Consider the following 17,923-nt stretch of genomic DNA (forward strand, 5'->3'; position numbering starts at 1 on the left):
GGGTCTCACGCGCAGTGGGTCAGGCGTCGAGCTCGTCCTCCGCGCCGAGCGAGGCTGGGTTGGGTACAAGCCACGAATATTGTGGTCGTTCTGGCGGCCGTTCCCGACCTGGCCCAGGCCTGTTCCGGACGAGTCCGTGGCGGCCGGGTGCCGCTCGTCTGGCTGTGGTGGCGTTCTCGAACCCCTCCGAAACGGCCTTGATCAGCGGGCCAGGGACATGAGCCGCACCCCTGCAGCCCATGAGCCGCACCCCTGCAGCCCATGTCCCGATCCCGCCGATCATGAGAGTTGGACACGCCTCGAACCCGCTGATGATCACCGGTAAAGGGGCGGATCGGGACCACCGCAAGGTGCGCGAGCACGCAGCAGGAGCGGGCTCGTCCGGAACGGGCCTGGGCCCGCGCCGGGGACGGCTGCCCACCCAGCCCGGATATTCGGTAGTTCTGCCAACCCGACCACCCCGCCGACGGGCAGGAGCAGGCGAACCCGGCCGACTGCGCCGAACGCCAGGGGCGGGGCGTGAGGCAGTGGTCTCGAGCCGGGAACGGCGCGCCCACAGGAGAATTCATGACCAGATAGACGTGAGCGGGGTTGGATCTTCTCCGAATCCCTCTCACGTCTACCTGATCATGAAAAGAGCGTTCCGCGGAACGCAGGGGCGGCCATGATCAGCGAAAGTGGTGCCAGAGCGGCAGATCTTGGGGCTCTGGCACCACTCCTGGCGATCACGACGGCGAGAGGCACGGGAACGCGGTCGCGAGGACCGCCGGGCGGCTCACACCGCTCGCCGCCGTGATCGAAGCCGGCGAACGTGTGTGGTGCGTCCGGCAGTGGGAGCACTAGGGTCACGGCGTGCTCATGGGTGCGGTGGTCTGGCGCGCTCCGTCGATCTGACGGAGCGCCGTTCCACCGCGCGGAGCCGTCGTCGACGGCCCTGACCACGGCTCTCGGACGGCTCCTGCACCCCGAGGAGCCGAGAGATGCCGCCACACCCGCCTGCCACCGTCACCTGGTGGGAGAACGACCAGCAGCGCCGCCTGCCGTGGCGCGACCCCGGCGAGCGACGGGCCGTGCAGGTCGTCGTCGCCGACGACCTGACCGCCGACGCCGCCCTGCGCATCGCCACCCGCGGCACCGGGCTGCTGTGGCGCGGCGACTTCCGCGGCGCCCGGCAGCTGCGCGACGCGCTGCGGCGCCGGCTCGCCCGCCGCGGCATCCGCGACGACGGTGACCCGCGCGCGACGTACCTGCGTGTCCGGCAGGCTGCGGCGCATCGGGCCCGGGTGCTCGGCATGGTGCTGATCGAGCTCGACGCGGACGACCGCGTCCCGCTCCCGCACGCCCCCGACGTGCGGCGCGCCTGCCGGGAGGCGTTCGGGCCGCCGGTCGCGCGCAGCCTCATCCCGTTGCAGGCCATGCTCGGGGCGATGGGCGCCCGCCAGTGGCGCGAGCGCGGCGTCGCGGTGCCGGCGCTGGGCGAGCGCATCCACCCGCACCACGGCGTCTTCGCGCCGACGCGCAGCGACTACGTGGACCTCGTGGCGCGCGCCCCGCTGCCGGACGCCGGACTGGCGTTCGACATCGGGACCGGGACGGGCGTGCTGGCCGCCGTGCTGGCCCGGCGCGGCGTCGCCCGGGTCGTGGCCACGGACGTGCAGCCCGCCGCGGTGGTCTGCGCGCGCGAGAACCTCGCCCGCCTCGGTCTCGACGACCGCGTCGAGGTCCGCCGGCACGACCTGTTCCCGCGCGGGCGCGCCGGGCTGGTGGTCGTCAACCCGCCGTGGCTGCCGGGCACACCGCACTCCCCGCTCGAGGCCGGGGTGTTCGACCCGGGCGGGCGGCTCCTGGCGCGGATCGTCCGGCAGCTGCCCGACCACCTCACCCCGGGCGGCGAGGCCTGGCTCGTGCTCTCCGACCTGGCCGAGCTGCTCGGGCTGCGCACCCGGGACGCGCTGCTCGCGCAGTTCGGGCGCGCCGGGCTCGTGGTGCGCGGACGCCTCGACGCGCGGCCGAGCCCGACCCCGCGGCCCGACGACCCGCTCCGACACCTCCGCGCGCAGGAGACGGTGTCGCTCTGGCGGCTCGGCCTCGCGCGCTGACGTGATCGTTACGAGCCGTACGTGACGGCGCCGAACATCGCGCCGACGCGCGGCTCGCAGCGATCACGTACCCGTGATCGCTGCGAGGCGCACGTCAGCGTCGTGTCGGCGGTGCTCCGGTGCTTCTCGGAAGGATCCAGCCCGCTCAGCGGCGGTTGCGGCGCCGCTGGTCCTGCGGCGGGCCGTTGCGCGGCGCCGCCGACCTCAGGTTGGGCCGCTCGTTGTCGGCGTCCCAGCGGGCGTACGCGTCGACGATGTCGGCCACCAGGCGGTGGCGCACCACGTCGCTGCTCGACAACGGGGAGAAGTGCACGTCGTCGACCGCGCCGAGGATGTCGCGCACGACGTTGAGCCCCGAGCGGGTGCCGCCGGGCAGGTCGACCTGCGTGATGTCGCCGGTCACCACGATCTTCGAGCCGAAGCCGAGCCGGGTGAGGAACATCTTCATCTGCTCGGGCGTGGTGTTCTGCGCCTCGTCGAGGATGATGAACGCATCGTTCAACGTCCGGCCGCGCATGTACGCCAACGGCGCGATCTCGATCGTCCCCGCCGAGATCAGCTTCGGGATCGACTCGGGGTCGATCATGTCGTGCAGCGCGTCGTACAGCGGGCGCAGGTACGGGTCGATCTTCTCGTAGAGCGTGCCGGGCAGGTAACCCAGCCGCTCCCCCGCCTCGACGGCGGGGCGCGTGAGGATGATGCGGTTGACCATCTTCGCCTGCAGCGCCTGCACGGCCTTGGCCATGGCGAGGTAGGTCTTGCCGGTGCCGGCGGGCCCGATGCCGAAGACGACGGTGTGCGCGTCGATCGCGTCGACGTAGCGCTTCTGGTTCAGCGTCTTGGGCCGGATGGTCTTGCCGCGCCGCGACAGGATGTCGAGCGAGAGCACCTCGGCCGGCGACTCCCCGATGCGCGCGCGCTCGTCGGCCTCGCCGTCGCCGAGCATCTCGACGGTGCGCCGCACGGCGTCGCCGGACACCTGCTGGCCGCGCTCGGCGAGGGTGATCAGTTCGGTGAAGACGCGCTCCGCGAAGGCCACGTCCGCCGGGGTGCCGGTGAGGGTGAGCTCGTTGCCGCGCACGTGCACGTCGGCCTCGAGCATGTCCTCCGCGACACGCAGGCTCTCGTCGCGCGAGCCCAGCAGCGCGAGCAGAGCGGCGTCCGGAACGGCCATGCGGGACTGGACGGGATCCGGATGGGTCAAGGGGTGTGCCGCCTGCTTCCTGTCTCTGCTGGTGGGACCGCTCCGATGCTACCGCCTCCCCCCGACACGACGCCCACCGTTTCGGGCGGCGCCCTTGACACAGATTTAGTCCATAGATTGGATTTATCCCGTGCACGACGACTCGAACCTGGTCCTGCAACGGGTCGCGCGGTTCGTCCGCGAGCGGCTCCACCCCGCCCTGTACCGCGAGCGCGTCCCGGTCGAGGTCACGGCCTGGACGGCGCCCGGCGAGCCGGTGCCCTTCGCCGAGGCCGTGCGGCAGGAGTTCACGCCGTTCGCCGTCGGCTCACCGTGGGGCCGACCGTGGGGCACGGTGTGGTTCCGCGTCACCGGCACGGTCCCGGCCGGCTGGACGACGCCCGGCACCCGCCCCGAACTCGTCCTCGACCTCGGGTTCGCCGGCGCGCAGCCCGGCTTCCAGTCCGAAGGGCTCGCCTACACCCCCGACGGGCACGTGGTGGCGGCCGTCGAGCCGCTGAACCCCCACGTCCCCCTGGCCGGCGGGCCGGGCTCCGCCGTCGACCTGTACGTCGAGGCCGCCTCCAACCCCGGCGTCGCCAAGAACTGGACCTACGCCCCGACCCCGATGGGCGACCTCGCCACCGCCGGTGACGACCCGATCTACCGGTTCGAGGCCGCCGACATCGCGCTGCTCGACACGGTGGTCTGGGAGCTGAACCAGGACTTCTGGACGCTCGCGGGCCTCGTCGCCGAACTGCCCGCGGAGCTGCCGCGTCGCGCCGAGGTGCTGCGCGCGCTGGAACGGGCCGTCGACGTCGTCGACCCCGACGACGTGACCGGCACCGCGGCCGCCGGTCGCGCCGAGCTCGCCGACGTGCTGGCCGCTCCCGCCTGGCCGAGTGCGCACCGCCTGCACGCGGTCGGGCACGCCCACATCGACTCGGCCTGGCTGTGGCCGGTGCGCGAGACCGTCCGCAAGGTCGCCCGCACGTTCGCCAACGTGCTGGACCTGATGGACACCGATGACGAGTTCGTCTTCGCGGCGTCCTCGGCCCAGCAGTACGCGTGGCTGCAGGAGCACCAGCCCGAGCTGTTCGAGCGGGTCAAGCAGCGGGTGGCCGAGGGCCGGTTCGTGCCCGTCGGCGGCATGTGGGTGGAGTCGGACACGAACATGCCCGGCGGCGAGGCGCTGGCCCGCCAGTTCGTGGCGGGCAAGCGGTTCTTCATCGAGCAGCTGGGCGTCGACCCGCAGGAGGTGTGGCTGCCCGACTCGTTCGGCTACTCCGCCGCACTGCCGCAGCTGATCAAGGCGGCCGGCGCACGGTGGTTCCTCACGCAGAAGATCTCGTGGAACGAGACGAACGTGATGCCCCACCACACCTTCCGATGGGAGGGCATCGACGGCACGCAGATCTTCACCCACTTCCCGCCGGTCGACACCTACAACTCGGAGCTGTCGCAGCACGAGTTGCACCGCGCGCAGCGCCAGTACGCGGAGAAGGGGCGCGCCAACACCTCGCTCGTGCCGTTCGGCTGGGGCGACGGCGGCGGCGGGCCGACCCGGGAGATGCTGGCGGCGGCGGCGCGGACGAGGTCGCTGGAGGGCTCCCCGTCGGTCCGCATCACCACGCCCGCCGAGTTCTTCTCCACGGCGGAGGCCGAGTACCCGCGCCCGCCGGTCTGGTCGGGCGAGCTGTACCTGGAGTTCCACCGCGGCACCTACACCTCGCAGGCCCGCACCAAGCGCGGCAACCGGCGCAGCGAGCACCTGCTGCGCGAGGCCGAGCTGTGGGCGGCCACCGCGGCCGTCCGCACCGGGCTGGCGTACCCGGCCGACGTGCTGGCGCGCTGCTGGCACACGGTGCTGCTGCAGCAGTTCCACGACATCCTCCCCGGCACCTCGATCGCCTGGGTGCACCAGGAGGCCGAGCGCAACTACGCGCAGGTCGCCGAGGAGCTGGAAGGCGTCATCGCGCGCTCGCTCGCGGCCCTCGCCGGTGAGGGGGACGGCGAGGTCGCGGTGAACGCGGGCCCGTACGCGCGCCACGGCGTCCCCGCCCTCGGCGGTGGGGCCACGGCGGCACCGGCCGACGAGGTCCGCGTGTCCGAGACCGCGGGCGGCACCGTGCTGGAGAACGGCCGCGTCCGGGCCGTGATCGACGAGCGGGGGCTGCTCACCTCGGTGCGCGACCTCACCGCCGACCGGGAGCTCGTGCCGCCCGGCGACGCGGCGAACCTGCTGCAGCTGCACCGCGACACCCCCACCCAGTGGGACGCCTGGGACATCGACGAGCACTACCGCCGCCACGGCCGCGACCTCACCGACGTCGCCGAGCTCGCCGTCGTCGAGCGCGGGCGCCACCGCGCCGCCGTGCGGGTCGTGCGGAAGGTCGGCGCGTCGACGATCACGCAGGTGGTGTCGCTGGACGCCGGTTCCGCGTCGATCGACATCGACACCCACGTCGACTGGCACGAGCGCCAGAAGCTGCTCAAGCTCGCCTTCCCCCTGGACGTGCACGCCGAGCGGGCCGGCTCGGAGATCCAGTTCGGCCACCTGCACCGCCCGATCCACACCAACACCTCGTGGGACGCGGCCCGGTTCGAGACGGTGGCGCACCGCTGGGTGCACGTCGGGGAGCCCGGCTACGGCGTGGCGGTGGCCAACGACTCCACCTACGGCCACGACGTCGGACGCTCCACCCGCGCGGACGGCGGCACGACCACGGTCGTGCGGCTGTCGCTGCTGCGCGCGCCGCTGTTCCCGGACCCGCAGGCCGACCAGGGCGCGCACCGGATGCGCGTGTCGCTGCGGCCGGGCGCGACGATCGCGGACGCAGTGGCGGAGGGCTACCGCGTGAACCTGCCCCTGCGCACCGTGGCGGGCGGCGCGGAGATCGCCCCGCTGGTGTCGGTGGACGACCCGGCCGTCGTCGTCGAGGCCGTCAAGCTGGCCGAGGACGGCAGCGGTGACGTGGTCGTGCGGCTCTACGAGGCCCACGGCGGCCGGGCGTCGGCGCGGGTCACCGCGGGCTTCGAGCACTCGGGGGTGGTCGAGACCGACCTGCTCGAGCGGCCGCTGGCCGAGCAGGCGAGCCTCTCGGCGGACGGCGTGCGGGTGGACCTGCGCCCGTTCCGGATCGTGACGCTGCGTTACCGCCGGAGCTGACCGCGAGATCCCGGGTGCCGGTTGCCCATCCCCGGTTATCACGGCGATGGGCAACCGGTACTCCTCGGCAGTGCCCCATCGGGGTCGATCACACGGATGACAGAGTGACGCCCCGTGAGCACTGCAAGGTCGATCTCCCGCCGGGCCGCGCTCGTCGCGCTGCCCGCGATCCTGTGCGCGCTGCTGGCCGCACCCGCCGCGCACGGGCAGGAGGGAACCGAGCGCGTCGAGCTCGCACCGACCATGGTCGTCCTCGACGCCTCGGGCTCGATGACCGGCGCCGACCCGGCAGGCGGCACCAAGATGGACGCCGCGAAGCGCGCGGTGCGGGCGCTGGTGGACGCCGCCCCGGACGGTGCTCCCGTCGGACTCGCCGCCTACGGCACCGGCACCGGCAACTCCGAGGCCGAACGCGCGCAGGGCTGCCAGGACGTCACGGTGCTGCAGGACCCGGAGCCGATCGACAAGGCGGGCCTGCGCGCCGCGGTGGACGGCCTCACGCCGCGCGGGTACACCCCGATCGGCCGGTCGCTCCAGGTCGCCGCGGAGGCGCTCCCGCAGGAGGGACCCCGCTCGGTGGTCCTCGTGTCCGACGGCGAGGACACCTGCGCCCCACCGGAGCCGTGCGAGGTCGTGCGCACCCTCGCCGGGCAGGGCGTCGACCTCGTCGTCCACGCCGTCGGCTTCGGCGTGGACGACGTGGCCCGGGAGCAACTGTCCTGCGTCGCCCAGGCCACCGGCGGCACCTATACCGACGCGCCCGACGCCGACGCCCTGCAACGGGTGCTGCCCCGCGTCACGTCGACGGCGCTGCGCAACTACGCCCCGGCGGGCACGCCGATCACCGGCACCGCGACCCCGGCCGCCGCGCCGCTGGCGGCCCCCGGCCAGCACCTGGACACGATCGGCCAGAAGGAGAAGCGCTACTACGCCGTCGACGTGCCGCAGGGCGCCACCGCGTACTTCACCGCGACGGTCTCCTTCCCGCGCCTGGCGGGCATCGACGTCCTCGAGGACTTCAACGGCCTGCAGCTGCGCACCTACGGCGACGCGGGCGAGGACTGCAACGAGTTCGAGAGCGAGCAGACGAACAACTCCAGCGACGGGGCCGCGCTCACCGTGGCGACGACGTGGGACGGCGCCACCGAGGAGGACACCGGCGGTTCCCACGACCGGTGCAGGGGCGCGGGGCGCTACACCTTCGCCCTCGAGTGGTCGCGGGTGTCCGCCGGGGTGCCGGAGCGGCTGCCGGTCGAACTGCTGGTGGGTGTCGAGCCCGGGGTCGTCGACGGCGGACCGGTGGCCGTCCTGCCCGAGGCCGAGTTCACCGATCCGGCCACCACGCCGCGACCCGTGACCGGGGGTGGCTCCTTCACCGTGGCCGGCACGCTCGACGGGACCGGCACCTACACCGACACGCTGCAGCGCGCCGAGTTCGTCTTCTACCGCGTCCGACTGGACTGGGGACAGGGGCTGGCCTACCGCGTCCGCTTCGCGGAGACGCCGGGCCGCGGGCTCGACAACGTCTCAACGGTGGAGACCCACCTCTACACGCCCACGCGCGAGGAGATCGACTCGGACTTCTCGGCCTACACCGGCACGAGCCAGGTGCTGCCGACGAACGACCCGGCGGTCACCACCGTGCCGGTCCGCTACGGCAACCGCGACGCCGACGTGGTCTCGGTCCGGCCCCAGAGCCTCGCCGGCTGGTACTACATCGCCGTGCAGGTGGGCGCGACGCGCAGCGGCGGCACCGCCGCACCGATTCCGGTCCAGCTCGACCTGTCCGTGACCGGCTCGCCGGAGCCCGGCCCCCGCTACGCCGAGGGGGCGGCGACCTTCGGCGGCGGGCGGGCCCCGGAGGCGACGCCGGAACGGGCGGCGCAGCCGGACGTCATGGCCACGCCGGAGGCGGCCGCGACCACCACCGCGATCGCCCCGGCCGTGTGGGCGCTGGCCGGCGCCGCGATCGCGCTCGTGGTGGTGGGAGCCGTCCTCGCCCTCCGGGCCCGCCGCCGCCGGTGAGCGGACGTCGTGGCTGATCACCGCCAGCTACCGGCTGCCTGACCGCCGAGACTCGGCGGCATGACCGATGACGCACTGGCGGTGCTCGAGGGCATGTACGCCGCCGAGCAGCAGTACCTCGACGCCGGCGGGCCGGGGCGGGCGAGCTTCGCCCCGCTGGCGCCGTTCTTCGCCCCGGACGTGGTGCTGCACCAAGCCGAGGCGCTTCCCTACGGCGGCACGTGGCGCGGCCACGCCGGGATGGAGCGGTTCTTCGTCGCGATGAGCGCGGCGTGGGAGTCGTTCACGATGCTGGAGCAGGAGTTCCACCCCGCGGGCGACGTCGTCGTGGTGCGAACGCAGGTGCGCGCGAGGGCCCGGCGATCCGGGCGGGAGCTGGAGTTCCCGATCCTGCAGACGGTCCGCGTGGAGGACGGGCGGATCACCGAGGTGTGGCCGTTCTACTGGGACACGGCCGCGATCGCCGCGGCGGCCGCCTGAGCGGCTCATGATCGCGAGTATCGGTTGCCCATCGCTGTGATCACGACGATGAGCAACCGATACTCGTCGGTAGCGGCGGTCAGTGGCCGCGGAACGCCTCCGCCAGCCACCAGGCGCCGCCGTCCGAGGCGATCCGGGCGTGCACCAGCAGCGGGGCCGTCCTCGGGCCGGTCACCCAGCGCGACACCGCCTCCAGATCCGCCGGGGTGTTCACGGTGACGGCCTCGAAGCCGTAGCCGCGGCCGATGGCGGCGATGTCGGTGTCGGGGAAGACCACCGTGGCGTGGTCCTCGCCGGTGAAGTGGTGCACCTCGGCGCCGTAGCCGCGGTCGTCGTAGACCACCACGACCATCGCCAGCCCGAGCCGCACCACCGTTTCCAGCTCGGCGGCGGCCATCAGCGCGCCGCCGTCGCCGAGCGCGGCGACGGCGAGGCGGTCCGGGCGGGCGCACGCCGCGCCGATCGCGGTGGCGAGCCCCAGCCCGATCGACTGGAAGCCCTGCGTGAGGCAGTAGCCCTGCGCGTCGGGGACGCGCAGGTAGGCGCTGGGGTAGCCCATGAAGTTGCCGGAGTCGACGGCCACCGTGCGCTCGGCGGGCAGCAGGTCGTCGAGGGCGGTCGAGAGCGTGCGCGGGTCGATGCCGTCCGGACCGGTCAGATCCGCGTAGGGCTCGCTGCGCCAGCGGACGCGCGCGGCGATCGCGGCGGCCACCTCCGGCGTGCGGTAGCCGGTGCGCTCCCCGGGGAGCGCGGCGCGCACGTCGGCGGCCGTGGCCGCGACGTCGCCGAGCACGCCCAGGTCCACCGGGCGGTGCGCGCCGATCGCGTCGGCGTCCAGGTCGACCTGCACGACCGCGGCGTCCGGGCCGATCAGCGCGCCGTGGCGCATCGTCCACATGTTCAGCGCGCAGCCCCAGCCGACGACGAGGTCGGCGCCGGAGATCAGCTCGGCGGCCAGCGGCGAGGCGAAGCCGCCGGAGATGCCCAGCGACCACTCGTCATCGGCGAACAGCCCGGCCGCGACGGCGGACGTGGCCAGCAGCGCGCCGGACGCGGCGGCGAGCTCCCGCAGCTCCTCGCGGGCACCGCGGGCCCCGCGCCCGGCGACGAACACCGGCCGCTGCGCCGCCGCGACCCGCGCCGCGAGCGCCGCCACGGCGTCCGCGCCGGGGCGCACCGGGGCCAGCGGCGCCACGGCGGGCTGCGCGGCGTCGTCCGGAGCGGTCGCGGCCTGCACGTCCAGCGGCAGGTTGAGCACGACCGTGCGGCGCTGCTCGACGGCCGTGCGGTATGCACGCACGACGTCGGCGAGCGCGGTGGCCGGAGCGTGCACCCGCTCGGGCACCGCCCCGACCGCGCGGGCCAGCGCGTCCTGGTCGATGTGGAAGTTCGAGCGCACGGCACCCGCACCGGTGTCGGCGGCGAGCACGAGCAGCGGCGTGCGGCTCTTCGCGGCCTCGGTGATCCCGGTCAGCGCGTTGGTCAGGCCGCAGCCCTGGTGCAGGGTGACCACGCCGACGCGGCCGCTCGTGCGCGCGTAGGCGTCGGCCATCGTCGCGGCGCCGCCCTCGTGCCGCGCCGCGACGTAGGGCACGCCCGCCGCGCGCAGCGCGTTCGTGACGTGGAAGTTGCCACTGCCGACCACCCCGAACGCGTGGCCGACGCCCAGGTCGGCGAGCGCGCGCCCGACGAGCTCCGCGACGATCATCGGTTCAGGACTCCACCAGCGCCAGCACCCGGGCCGGGCTGCCCGACCCGCCGACGATCGGCAGCGGGCCCGCCACGACCACGGCCCCGGTCGGCGGGAGCTGCGCGAGGTTCTGCAGCTGGGTGAGCCCGTACTTGCCGGCGCCGAGCAGGAAGCTGTGGCACGGGAACGGCGGGTCGAAGCCGTGCGCCGCGCCCGCGTCGGTGCCGACCGTCTCCACCCCGAGCCCGAGGATCGGCGTCTCCTCGGCGAGCCACTTCGCGCACTCGACCGAGATGCCCGGGGTCGCGCCCGCGTTGGCGAAGGCCTCCGCATCGGTGCTGCGGGCGTCCCATCCGGTGCGGTAGAGCAGCCAGCCGCCCTCGGGCAGCGGGCCGTGCTCGGCCTCCCAGGCGCGGACGTGGTCGACCTCGAGCAGGAAGTCCGGGTCCGTCGCGCAGCGGTCGGACAGGTCGAGCACCGCAGCGGGCGCGAGCAGCCGCTGCGCCGGCACCTGCGCGATGTCCTCCCCGTCCTTGCCGCTCACCCAGTGCACCGGCGCGTCGAAGTGCGTGCCCGTGTGCTCGGAGGTCGTGATGTCGTTCCAGTACCAGGCCGGGCCGCGCTCGTCGTAGCGGCTGATCTCGGTGAGCCCGAACGCCGACGCGTTGGCGAAGGGCGCCGGCAGCGACAGCACCGGGGTGCCGCTGTGCAACGGCGCGGTGAGGTCGACGACCGTGACGGTGCGGTCCCGGAGGGCCGAGAGCAGATCGGACAGCACGGACACGGGGCCTCCCGGCGTTGGACGACGCAGTCACGTCCAAACTTATGGGACGAGCGCGCCGCTCGTCGCCACGCCACCCGCCGACGAACGGCACTTTCGTCGGTGCCTAGCCGACGAGAGTGCCGTTCGTCACGAGGCGGCTGCTCGGGCCCACTCCCGCAGCGTCGCCGCCCGGATCTTGGTCCCGTTGGTGCCCGTCGTCGTCGGCATCTCCGCCACCACGTGCACCGCGTCCGGCACCTTGAACCGTGCGAGCGCCGCGGCGCACCAGGCGCGCAGCTCCTCGGGATCGGGCGCGGCGTCCGGCTCCCCGACGACGAAGGCGATCGCCCGCGTGGCCCCGTCGGCGCCGTCGATGCCCACGACCTTGGCCGTGTGCACCTGCGGGTGCGCCGCGAGCCGGAACTCGATCTCCGCGGGGTCGACGAGGAACCCGCGCAGCCGCAGCGCATCGCCCATCCGGCAGACGTAGGTGAACGCGCCGTCGTCGACGAGCACGCCGAGGTCGCCGCTGTGGAACCAGCCGTCGGCGGTGAACGCCCGGCCCGCCGCGTCCGGGTCACCCAGGTAGGCGTCGACCACGTTCGGGCCCCTGAACTGCAGCTCACCCTCCGCTCCGAGGGCGAGCACCTCCTCGGTGACGGGGTCGGCCACCCGCACCTCGATACCGCGCTGCACGACCCGGCCGCCGCCGTCCCAGCGCCCCGGCTCAGGCTCGTCGTGGGGCCAGAAGGAGGTGAGGGCGAAGACCTCGGACGAGCCGTAGACCCCGGAGGTGGCGGTGCCGAACTCCTCCCGCGCCCAGGCCGCCAGCTCGCGGGAGCGGCCCTGGAAGTCGGCCACGCCGCACCACCGCCACGCCGAGAGGTCGCGCGGGCGGGCGCGCCACGCCTCGTGCAGCCGCAGCAGCAGGTCGTCGCCGCCGACCACGTGCGTGACGCGGTGCGCGGCCATGTCGTCGAGCACCGAGCCTGCGTCGAACACCGGTTCCAGGATGCACACCGCGCCCGCGGCGAGCGCGGCCATCGCGGTGTTGTAGCCGAACACGCCGGACAGGGGCAGCGCGCAGAGTACGGCGTCGGCCTCGGTGATCCCGATGGCCGCGGCGTCGGCCACGGCGTGGGCGAGCACCCCCGAGCCGCGGTGGGCCGCGAGCTTGGGCATGCCGGTGGAGCCCGAGGTGGTGAACGCGACGGCGAGCGCGTCGGGGTCGGACGGGCCCGGCTCGGGGCCATCGCCCGGCCGCACCGCCCAGGCCCCGCCACCGACGTCGACCGCCGCCGGGTCGGCGGACGGCCCGCCCGGACCCGGAACCGGGACGACGACCGGGGGCGCGACCTCGGCCAGGGCCACCGCCGCGCGCAGCCGCTCGAGCAGGTCGAGCCCGTGGAAGCCGTGGGCGAGCGCCACGACCCGCGGCCGGGCCCGGCGCAGGACGTGCGCGACCTCCTCCACGTTGTACCGGGTGTTGACGCCGATGACGTGCGCGTTGCGCGCCGCGACCGCGAACTGCCACACGAGCGCGTCGCTCCAGTTCGGCACCCAGACCGCCACGCAGTCGCCGGCCCCGATCCCGGCGTCGGCCAGCTGCGTCGCGAGCGCCGCGATCCGTTCCCGCAGCTCACCACGGGTGATCGGCAGGTCCGCCCCGTCGGGTCCCTTGTCGATCGCCACCACGGCGGCGGCGTCTGCCCGCGCGAGCCGGAGCACGAGGTCCGGCAGGTCGCGCGGGACCGGGCCGGTGGCGACGGGGTGCGGGGGCACGGTGCGAGGAGCGCTCATCGGACACCTCCCGCGAGCTCGCGGAGCCAGCCGTCGAGAACCGCCGCGAAGTCGGTGATCTCCTCCATCGGGTAGTGCCCGACGCCGTCCAGCACGGTCGCCCGGGCGCCCGGGATCCGGTCTGCGGCCCACCGCACGGCGTCGGGGTCGAGCCACAGGTCGTCCGCCCCCACCACGAGGTGCGTCGGGCAGGCGATGCGCGGCAGCGCGTCGCGCAGGTCGTGGGTGGCCCAGCCGATCAGGTCGGAGGTGGACACCGCCGGGTCCTCCCGCCGGTGCATGGTGGCGATCAGCTCGGCGCGCGGGGGCGGCACCGCACTCCCGACGACGGCGAGCGTGCCCAGGTGGGTGCGGTCGGTGCGGCTGGGCGCAGCTACGTCCGAAAGCTCGCGGCGCAGGCCGGAGACGCTCGGCCGGCCGCCCGTCCACGCGTCGGCCGCCATCGCGACGACGCCGGCGAGCCGGTCGCCGAGCCGCGCCGCGAGGTCGAGCGCGATCTTGCCGCCGATCGAGCAGCCGACCACGAAGGGCCGCTCGAGGCCGAGCCGATCGATCAGCGCGACGCACCAGGCGGCGTAGTCCCCGAGGTCCGTGACCGGGCCGGCAGGCGCGGGCTCGGAGCGCCCGTGCCCGGGCAGGTCCGGCACGACCACGCGGTACCCGCGGCGCGCGAGCGGGCCCGCGACGTGGCGCCACTGCACGCCGCTCTGACCCGCCGTGTGCAGGCACAGCACGGGGGTGCCGGTGCCCGTCTGCTCGACGAAAGCGGTGCAGCCACCGATCCCGGCGTACGCTGCCTCGACCGTCTCCCCGATCATGCGGCGGCCTCCTCCCCCGCCCGGGCCAGCGCCCGCGCGGCGTCGACGAGCAGGCTCAGCGGGCGGGTGAGCCGTAGGTACTCGTACCCGTTGCCGCGCACCGCGAACGCGCCCGCCATCGCGCGGCGCACGAAGTCGTTCCGCTCCGACTCGACCAGTTCGGTCCAGGTCAGCTCGTCGGCCTCCAGTGTGAACGTGGCCCCGAGCGCCGACCGGCCGGACACCTCGATCACCGTGCCGCGGTAGATCCGCAGGTGCACCTCGTGGTCGCCGGCGCGCAACCCGATCGTGCCGTCCCACCCGGGGAGCGCCTCGGCGAACGCCGGGCCCAGCCGCCCGGTGAGCGCCTCGCCCCAGGCGACGGTGCCGAAGTCGCGGGCGACCGGGTCCGGGCCGACGCCCCGCGCGGCGAGGAGCACCGCGGTGGTGCCCTCCTGGACGACCGCGCCGTCGTCGTCGACGAGCCGCATGTGCCGGGTGACGACGCCGCGGTCGCCGCGGCGGGTGCGGCGGCAGCGCACCACCGTCATCTCCAGGCGCAGCACGTCACCGACGTGGACGGGGCGCCGGTAGTGCCAGTGCGTGTCGAGCAGGCCGAGCACGGCGTCGCCGGCGAGCCCGAGGCCCTGCAGCAGGCCCATCGCCACGGCCGGGCCGAACGGCCCCTGCAGCACCGGGGCCCCGCCGCCCCGGTAGCCCGGCTCGGTGTGGATCGGATGGTCGTCGCCGCTGAGGCGCGTGAAGTCCGCCAGGTCGGCCGCGGTGACCGTGCGCGTCCCGCTCGTGAAGCGCTGGCCGACCGCGAAGTCCTCGAAGTACCGGTCCGTCACCGCGGCTCCTTCGACATCGACGAACGAACGTTCTTGTCAACGACAGAACCATCGCTGCCCGGGCACCGTCAACCCCGGTAGCCTGAGCAATATGAACGATCGTTCCCCGGCCGCCGCCCTCATCGCGGACACCGGGCGGCGCAACGAGGCGGCGATCCTCAACGCGGCGCTCGCCGCGTTCGGCGACAAGGGGTTCAACGGCGCGTCGATGCGCGACGTCGCCCGCGGCGCGGGCACCAGCCTGTCCAACCTCTACAACTACTTCCCCTCCAAGTCCGGTCTGCTGGCCGAGGTGCTGCGGCGCGCCAACGACGAGCTCTACGCGCGGGTGCGTCGCGCGGTGGCGGACGCGGGCGACGCGGCCGGTCCCCGACTGCGCGATGCGGTGCGCGCCTACGTCGGGTTCGTCGTCGACCACCAGGTCGCCGCGGTCGTGGCGATCAGCGAAGTGCGCTACCTGACCGGCTCGGACCGGGAGCGCCTCGTCGCGGCCCGCGACAGCACCGAGGCGGTGTTCGCCGAGATCGTCGCCCAGGGAGCGGACGACGGGGAGTTCCGCACACCCTACCCGGCCGACGCAGCGCGCAGCATCGTGTCGCTGTGCTCGTCGGTGTCCACCTGGTACCGGCCCGGCGGCCGCCTGTCGCGCGGGCAGCTCGCCGAGCTGCACGCCCGCTACGCGCTGGCACTGGTCGAGGCGCCGCTCGCCGGCACGGCCTGACGCGGTCGCCCTTGTGACACGGGAGGGGCTGCGGCTAGCGTATGAACGATCGTTCGTACCTGACTCCGGGGGATCGCCGATGATCCAGCAGAACGCCGATCCGCACCGGCCGCCGACGCGGATGGGACGGCTCGCCGCAGCCGCCGTGTTCGCCACCGCGCTCGAGTGGTTCGACTTCCTCATCTACGCCACGGCGGCCGCACTCGTGTTCGGCCCGCTGTTCTTCCCCACGGCCAGCCCGGTCGCGGGCACCCTCGCCTCGTTCGCGACCTTCGCCGTCGGTTTCGTCGCCCGCCCGCTCGGGGGGATCATCGCCGGGCACGTCGGTGACCGGTTCGGGCGGAAACCACCGCTCGTCGCCTCGATGCTGGTGATGGGCGTGTCCACCTCCGCCATCGGCCTGCTGCCCGGATACGCGACCATCGGCGTCTGGGCGCCGGTGCTGCTGGTCGTCGCGCGGCTCGTGCAGGGGCTGGGCGTCGGCGCGCAGTGGGGCGGTGCCGCGCTGCTGCTCACCGAGCACGCCCCGGTGGAGCGCCGCGGCTTCTACGGCAGCCTCGTCCAGACCGGCGCGATCTTCGGCGCCGTGGCGGGCAACCTGCTGTTCCTGCTGCTCACGGCGAACCTCTCGGAGCAGCAGTTCGTGACCTGGGGCTGGCGGGTGCCGTTCCTCACCGGCCTGCTGCTCGTGGTGATCGGCATCTACGTCCAGCTGAAGATCGAGGACACCCCGGTGTTCCGCGCCATGCAGGCGGAGTCGGCGGCGTCGAAGCAGGCCGCCGGGCTGCGCAAGGCCCCGCTGCGCGACGCCGTGCGCAGGTACTGGCGCCAGATCCTGCAGGCCGCGGGCGCGTTCTTCGTCGTCAACGCCGTGTTCTACATCCTCATCAGCGGCCTGCTCGACTACGGCACGACCGAGATCGGGCTCAGCCGCACCGAGATGCTGCTGTGCGTGATGGCCGCGGGGGCCACTCAGGTCGTCACCATCCCGCTGTTCGGCGCCCTGAGCGACCGGTACGGACGCCGCAGGCTCTACCTCACCGGCACGGTGCTGATGGCGCTCTACGCGTTCCCGATGTTCTGGCTCATCGACACCGGCTCGGTGCCGCTGGTCCTGCTCGCCCTGCTGATCGGGTTCACGATCCACGCCACGATGTACGGGCCGCAGGCCGCCCTGTACGCCGAGATGTTCCCCGCCGACGTCCGCTACTCCGGCGCCTCGCTCGGGTACCAGTTCGCGTCGGTGTTCGCCGGCGGGCTCGCCCCGTTCATCATGACGGCGTTGCTGGCCGCGACCGGCGCCGCGTGGTCGGTCTCGCTCTACATCGTGGCCGCGTCCGCCGTCACGTTCGTGTCGGTCTGGTCCATCCGCGAGGTGTTCCGCCGGGACCTGTACGCGACGTCGCGCTGAGCCCCGTCTGCCTGACGAACGGCACTCTCGTCGGCTAGGCACCGACGAGAGTGCCGTTCGTCACTGCAGGAGGCGCTCCACCCCGTCCCGGCACGCCCGCCACGCCTGCGTCGCCGGGTCGATCACCGCGAAGTGGTCGGCGCCGGGCAGCGTCACCAGCTCCGCGGCGTCGCCTGCCGCCGCCACGAACCGCTCGCTCTGCCGGATCGGCACGTTGGCGTCGGCGGTGCCGTGCACGCACACCACGGGCACGCCGAGCGGGAGCCGGGCGATCGGCGAGGCGAGGGCGTAGCGGTCCGGCACCTCGTCCGGCCCGCCGCCCAGCAGGTCGGACGCGGCGCCGCTGCCGACGCCGCGCTGCTCGGCGTCGGCCAGGTCGAGCACGCCGGCCTGGCTCACCACACCCCGGAGCCGCACGGCGGGCGCCGCGCCGGGCGCGCCGTCCGGAAGCCCCGGGCGGGCGGCGAGCCACACGCCGAGGTGCCCGCCCGCCGAGTGCCCGACGGCGACGACCCGGTCCAGCGGCAGCTGCCCGCCCGCCGCTTCCTGCACCGGACCGGCGAGCAGGTCGACCGCCGCGGCCACGTCCTCGAACGTGGCGGGCCAGCCCCCGTCCCCGCCGACCCGGCGGTACTCGACGTTCCACGCGGCGAAGCCTGCGTCCACGAGGTCGGCCGCGAGCGGGCGACCCAACTCCAGGCCGTACCGCTGGCGCCAGAACCCGCCGTGCACGACCACGACGACCCCGCGCGGCGGGCCGGCGGGCAGGGTCAGCTCGCCGAACTGGCTGGGGTGTCGGCCGTAGTCGATCCGGCGGGTCCCGGGGCCGGCAGGCGACCCGAGCGTGCAGGCGCCGAGGACGGCGGGCAGCGCGAGGGCGGCGATCGCGAGCAGGGTGTGGCGACGCGGCACGGGGACGAGCATGACAGGTCTT

The 17,923-nt window shown here is 74.3% G+C and carries 13 protein-coding genes; 6 read left to right on the forward strand and 7 right to left on the reverse strand.

Annotated elements, in window-relative coordinates; all coding sequences use genetic code 11:
- Positions 1 to 980: 980 nt before the first annotated feature.
- Positions 981 to 2,099 (forward strand): methyltransferase, encoded by a 1,119-nt coding sequence (locus tag FB558_RS25665; protein ID WP_142057625.1) that lies wholly within the window; start codon positions 981 to 983, stop codon positions 2,097 to 2,099.
- A 145-nt stretch (positions 2,100 to 2,244) separates the two neighbouring features.
- On the opposite strand, the gene FB558_RS25670 is transcribed toward FB558_RS25665, so the two are convergent.
- Positions 2,245 to 3,303 (reverse strand): PhoH family protein, encoded by a 1,059-nt coding sequence (locus tag FB558_RS25670; protein ID WP_246106744.1) that lies wholly within the window; start codon positions 3,301 to 3,303, stop codon positions 2,245 to 2,247.
- Between the two features lie 130 nt (positions 3,304 to 3,433).
- Between FB558_RS25670 and FB558_RS25675 the strand changes: the two genes are divergently transcribed.
- The 3 genes from FB558_RS25675 to FB558_RS25685 all read left to right on the forward strand — a co-directional run bounded on the left by FB558_RS25675 (position 3,434) and on the right by FB558_RS25685 (position 8,956).
- On the forward strand, positions 3,434 to 6,451 hold the full coding sequence (locus FB558_RS25675; protein ID WP_142057629.1) for an alpha-mannosidase: 3,018 nt from the start codon (positions 3,434 to 3,436) through the stop codon (positions 6,449 to 6,451).
- A gap of 114 nt (positions 6,452 to 6,565) precedes the next feature.
- Positions 6,566 to 8,476, forward strand: a complete 1,911-nt coding sequence (locus FB558_RS25680; protein ID WP_211366842.1) for a vWA domain-containing protein — start codon at positions 6,566 to 6,568, stop codon at positions 8,474 to 8,476.
- 60 nt (positions 8,477 to 8,536) lie between these two features.
- A complete protein-coding gene (locus tag FB558_RS25685; protein ID WP_246106745.1) occupies positions 8,537 to 8,956 on the forward strand; it encodes a nuclear transport factor 2 family protein in 420 nt (139 codons plus the stop codon).
- A gap of 79 nt (positions 8,957 to 9,035) precedes the next feature.
- On the opposite strand, the gene FB558_RS25690 is transcribed toward FB558_RS25685, so the two are convergent.
- The 5 genes from FB558_RS25690 to FB558_RS25710 form a co-directional block, all read right to left on the reverse strand.
- The gene (locus FB558_RS25690) at positions 9,036 to 10,664 is read right to left on the reverse strand and encodes a thiamine pyrophosphate-binding protein (RefSeq protein WP_142057631.1); all 1,629 of its coding nucleotides are present in this window, start codon (positions 10,662 to 10,664) and stop codon (positions 9,036 to 9,038) included.
- 4 nt (positions 10,665 to 10,668) lie between these two features.
- Positions 10,669 to 11,430: a cyclase family protein gene (locus tag FB558_RS25695; protein WP_142057633.1), complete on the reverse strand. Its 762-nt coding sequence runs from the start codon at positions 11,428 to 11,430 to the stop codon at positions 10,669 to 10,671.
- 126 nt (positions 11,431 to 11,556) lie between these two features.
- Positions 11,557 to 13,209 carry an AMP-binding protein gene (locus tag FB558_RS25700; RefSeq protein WP_142057635.1) on the reverse strand — a complete coding sequence of 551 codons (1,653 nt, stop codon included), beginning with the start codon at positions 13,207 to 13,209 and terminating at the stop codon, positions 11,557 to 11,559.
- Positions 13,206 to 14,027 (reverse strand): alpha/beta fold hydrolase, encoded by an 822-nt coding sequence (locus FB558_RS25705; RefSeq protein ID WP_142057637.1) that lies wholly within the window; start codon positions 14,025 to 14,027, stop codon positions 13,206 to 13,208. Before FB558_RS25705 ends, FB558_RS25700 begins: the two co-directional genes overlap by 4 nt.
- A complete protein-coding gene (locus tag FB558_RS25710) occupies positions 14,024 to 14,857 on the reverse strand; it encodes a MaoC/PaaZ C-terminal domain-containing protein (protein WP_142057639.1) in 834 nt (277 codons plus the stop codon). Before FB558_RS25710 ends, FB558_RS25705 begins: the two co-directional genes overlap by 4 nt.
- Positions 14,858 to 14,948: 91 nt before the next feature.
- Here FB558_RS25710 and FB558_RS25715 point away from each other — a divergent pair, with 91 nt between their 5' ends.
- Together FB558_RS25715 and FB558_RS25720 are read left to right on the forward strand one after the other, a co-directional pair.
- Positions 14,949 to 15,578 (forward strand): TetR/AcrR family transcriptional regulator, encoded by a 630-nt coding sequence (locus FB558_RS25715; protein ID WP_142057641.1) that lies wholly within the window; start codon positions 14,949 to 14,951, stop codon positions 15,576 to 15,578.
- Between the two features lie 79 nt (positions 15,579 to 15,657).
- Positions 15,658 to 16,989: an MFS transporter gene (locus FB558_RS25720; RefSeq protein WP_142057643.1), complete on the forward strand. Its 1,332-nt coding sequence runs from the start codon at positions 15,658 to 15,660 to the stop codon at positions 16,987 to 16,989.
- Between the two features lie 60 nt (positions 16,990 to 17,049).
- Here FB558_RS25720 and FB558_RS25725 read toward each other — a convergent pair whose 3' ends face one another.
- Positions 17,050 to 17,913, reverse strand: coding sequence for an alpha/beta hydrolase family protein (locus tag FB558_RS25725; protein WP_142057645.1), 864 nt, complete (start codon positions 17,911 to 17,913; stop codon positions 17,050 to 17,052).
- Positions 17,914 to 17,923 lie beyond the last annotated feature (10 nt).

The organism is Pseudonocardia kunmingensis (assembly GCF_006716445.1).
Taxonomy (GTDB): Bacteria; Actinomycetota; Actinomycetes; order Mycobacteriales; family Pseudonocardiaceae; genus Pseudonocardia; species Pseudonocardia kunmingensis.

What these genes read in the sequence shown, in the direction of transcription:
- FB558_RS25720 (WP_142057643.1), top strand. Translation starts at nt 15,658, where the DNA reads ATGATCCAGCAGAACGCCGATCCGCACCGGCCGCCGACGCGGATGGGA.
- FB558_RS25715 (WP_142057641.1), top strand. Translation starts at nt 14,949, where the DNA reads ATGAACGATCGTTCCCCGGCCGCCGCCCTCATCGCGGACACCGGGCGG.
- FB558_RS25700 (WP_142057635.1), bottom strand. Translation starts at nt 13,209, where the DNA reads ATGAGCGCTCCTCGCACCGTGCCCCCGCACCCCGTCGCCACCGGCCCG.
- FB558_RS25690 (WP_142057631.1), bottom strand. Translation starts at nt 10,664, where the DNA reads ATGATCGTCGCGGAGCTCGTCGGGCGCGCGCTCGCCGACCTGGGCGTC.
- FB558_RS25685 (WP_246106745.1), top strand. Translation starts at nt 8,537, where the DNA reads ATGACCGATGACGCACTGGCGGTGCTCGAGGGCATGTACGCCGCCGAG.
- FB558_RS25705 (WP_142057637.1), bottom strand. Translation starts at nt 14,027, where the DNA reads ATGATCGGGGAGACGGTCGAGGCAGCGTACGCCGGGATCGGTGGCTGC.
- FB558_RS25725 (WP_142057645.1), bottom strand. Translation starts at nt 17,913, where the DNA reads ATGCTCGTCCCCGTGCCGCGTCGCCACACCCTGCTCGCGATCGCCGCC.
- FB558_RS25665 (WP_142057625.1), top strand. Translation starts at nt 981, where the DNA reads ATGCCGCCACACCCGCCTGCCACCGTCACCTGGTGGGAGAACGACCAG.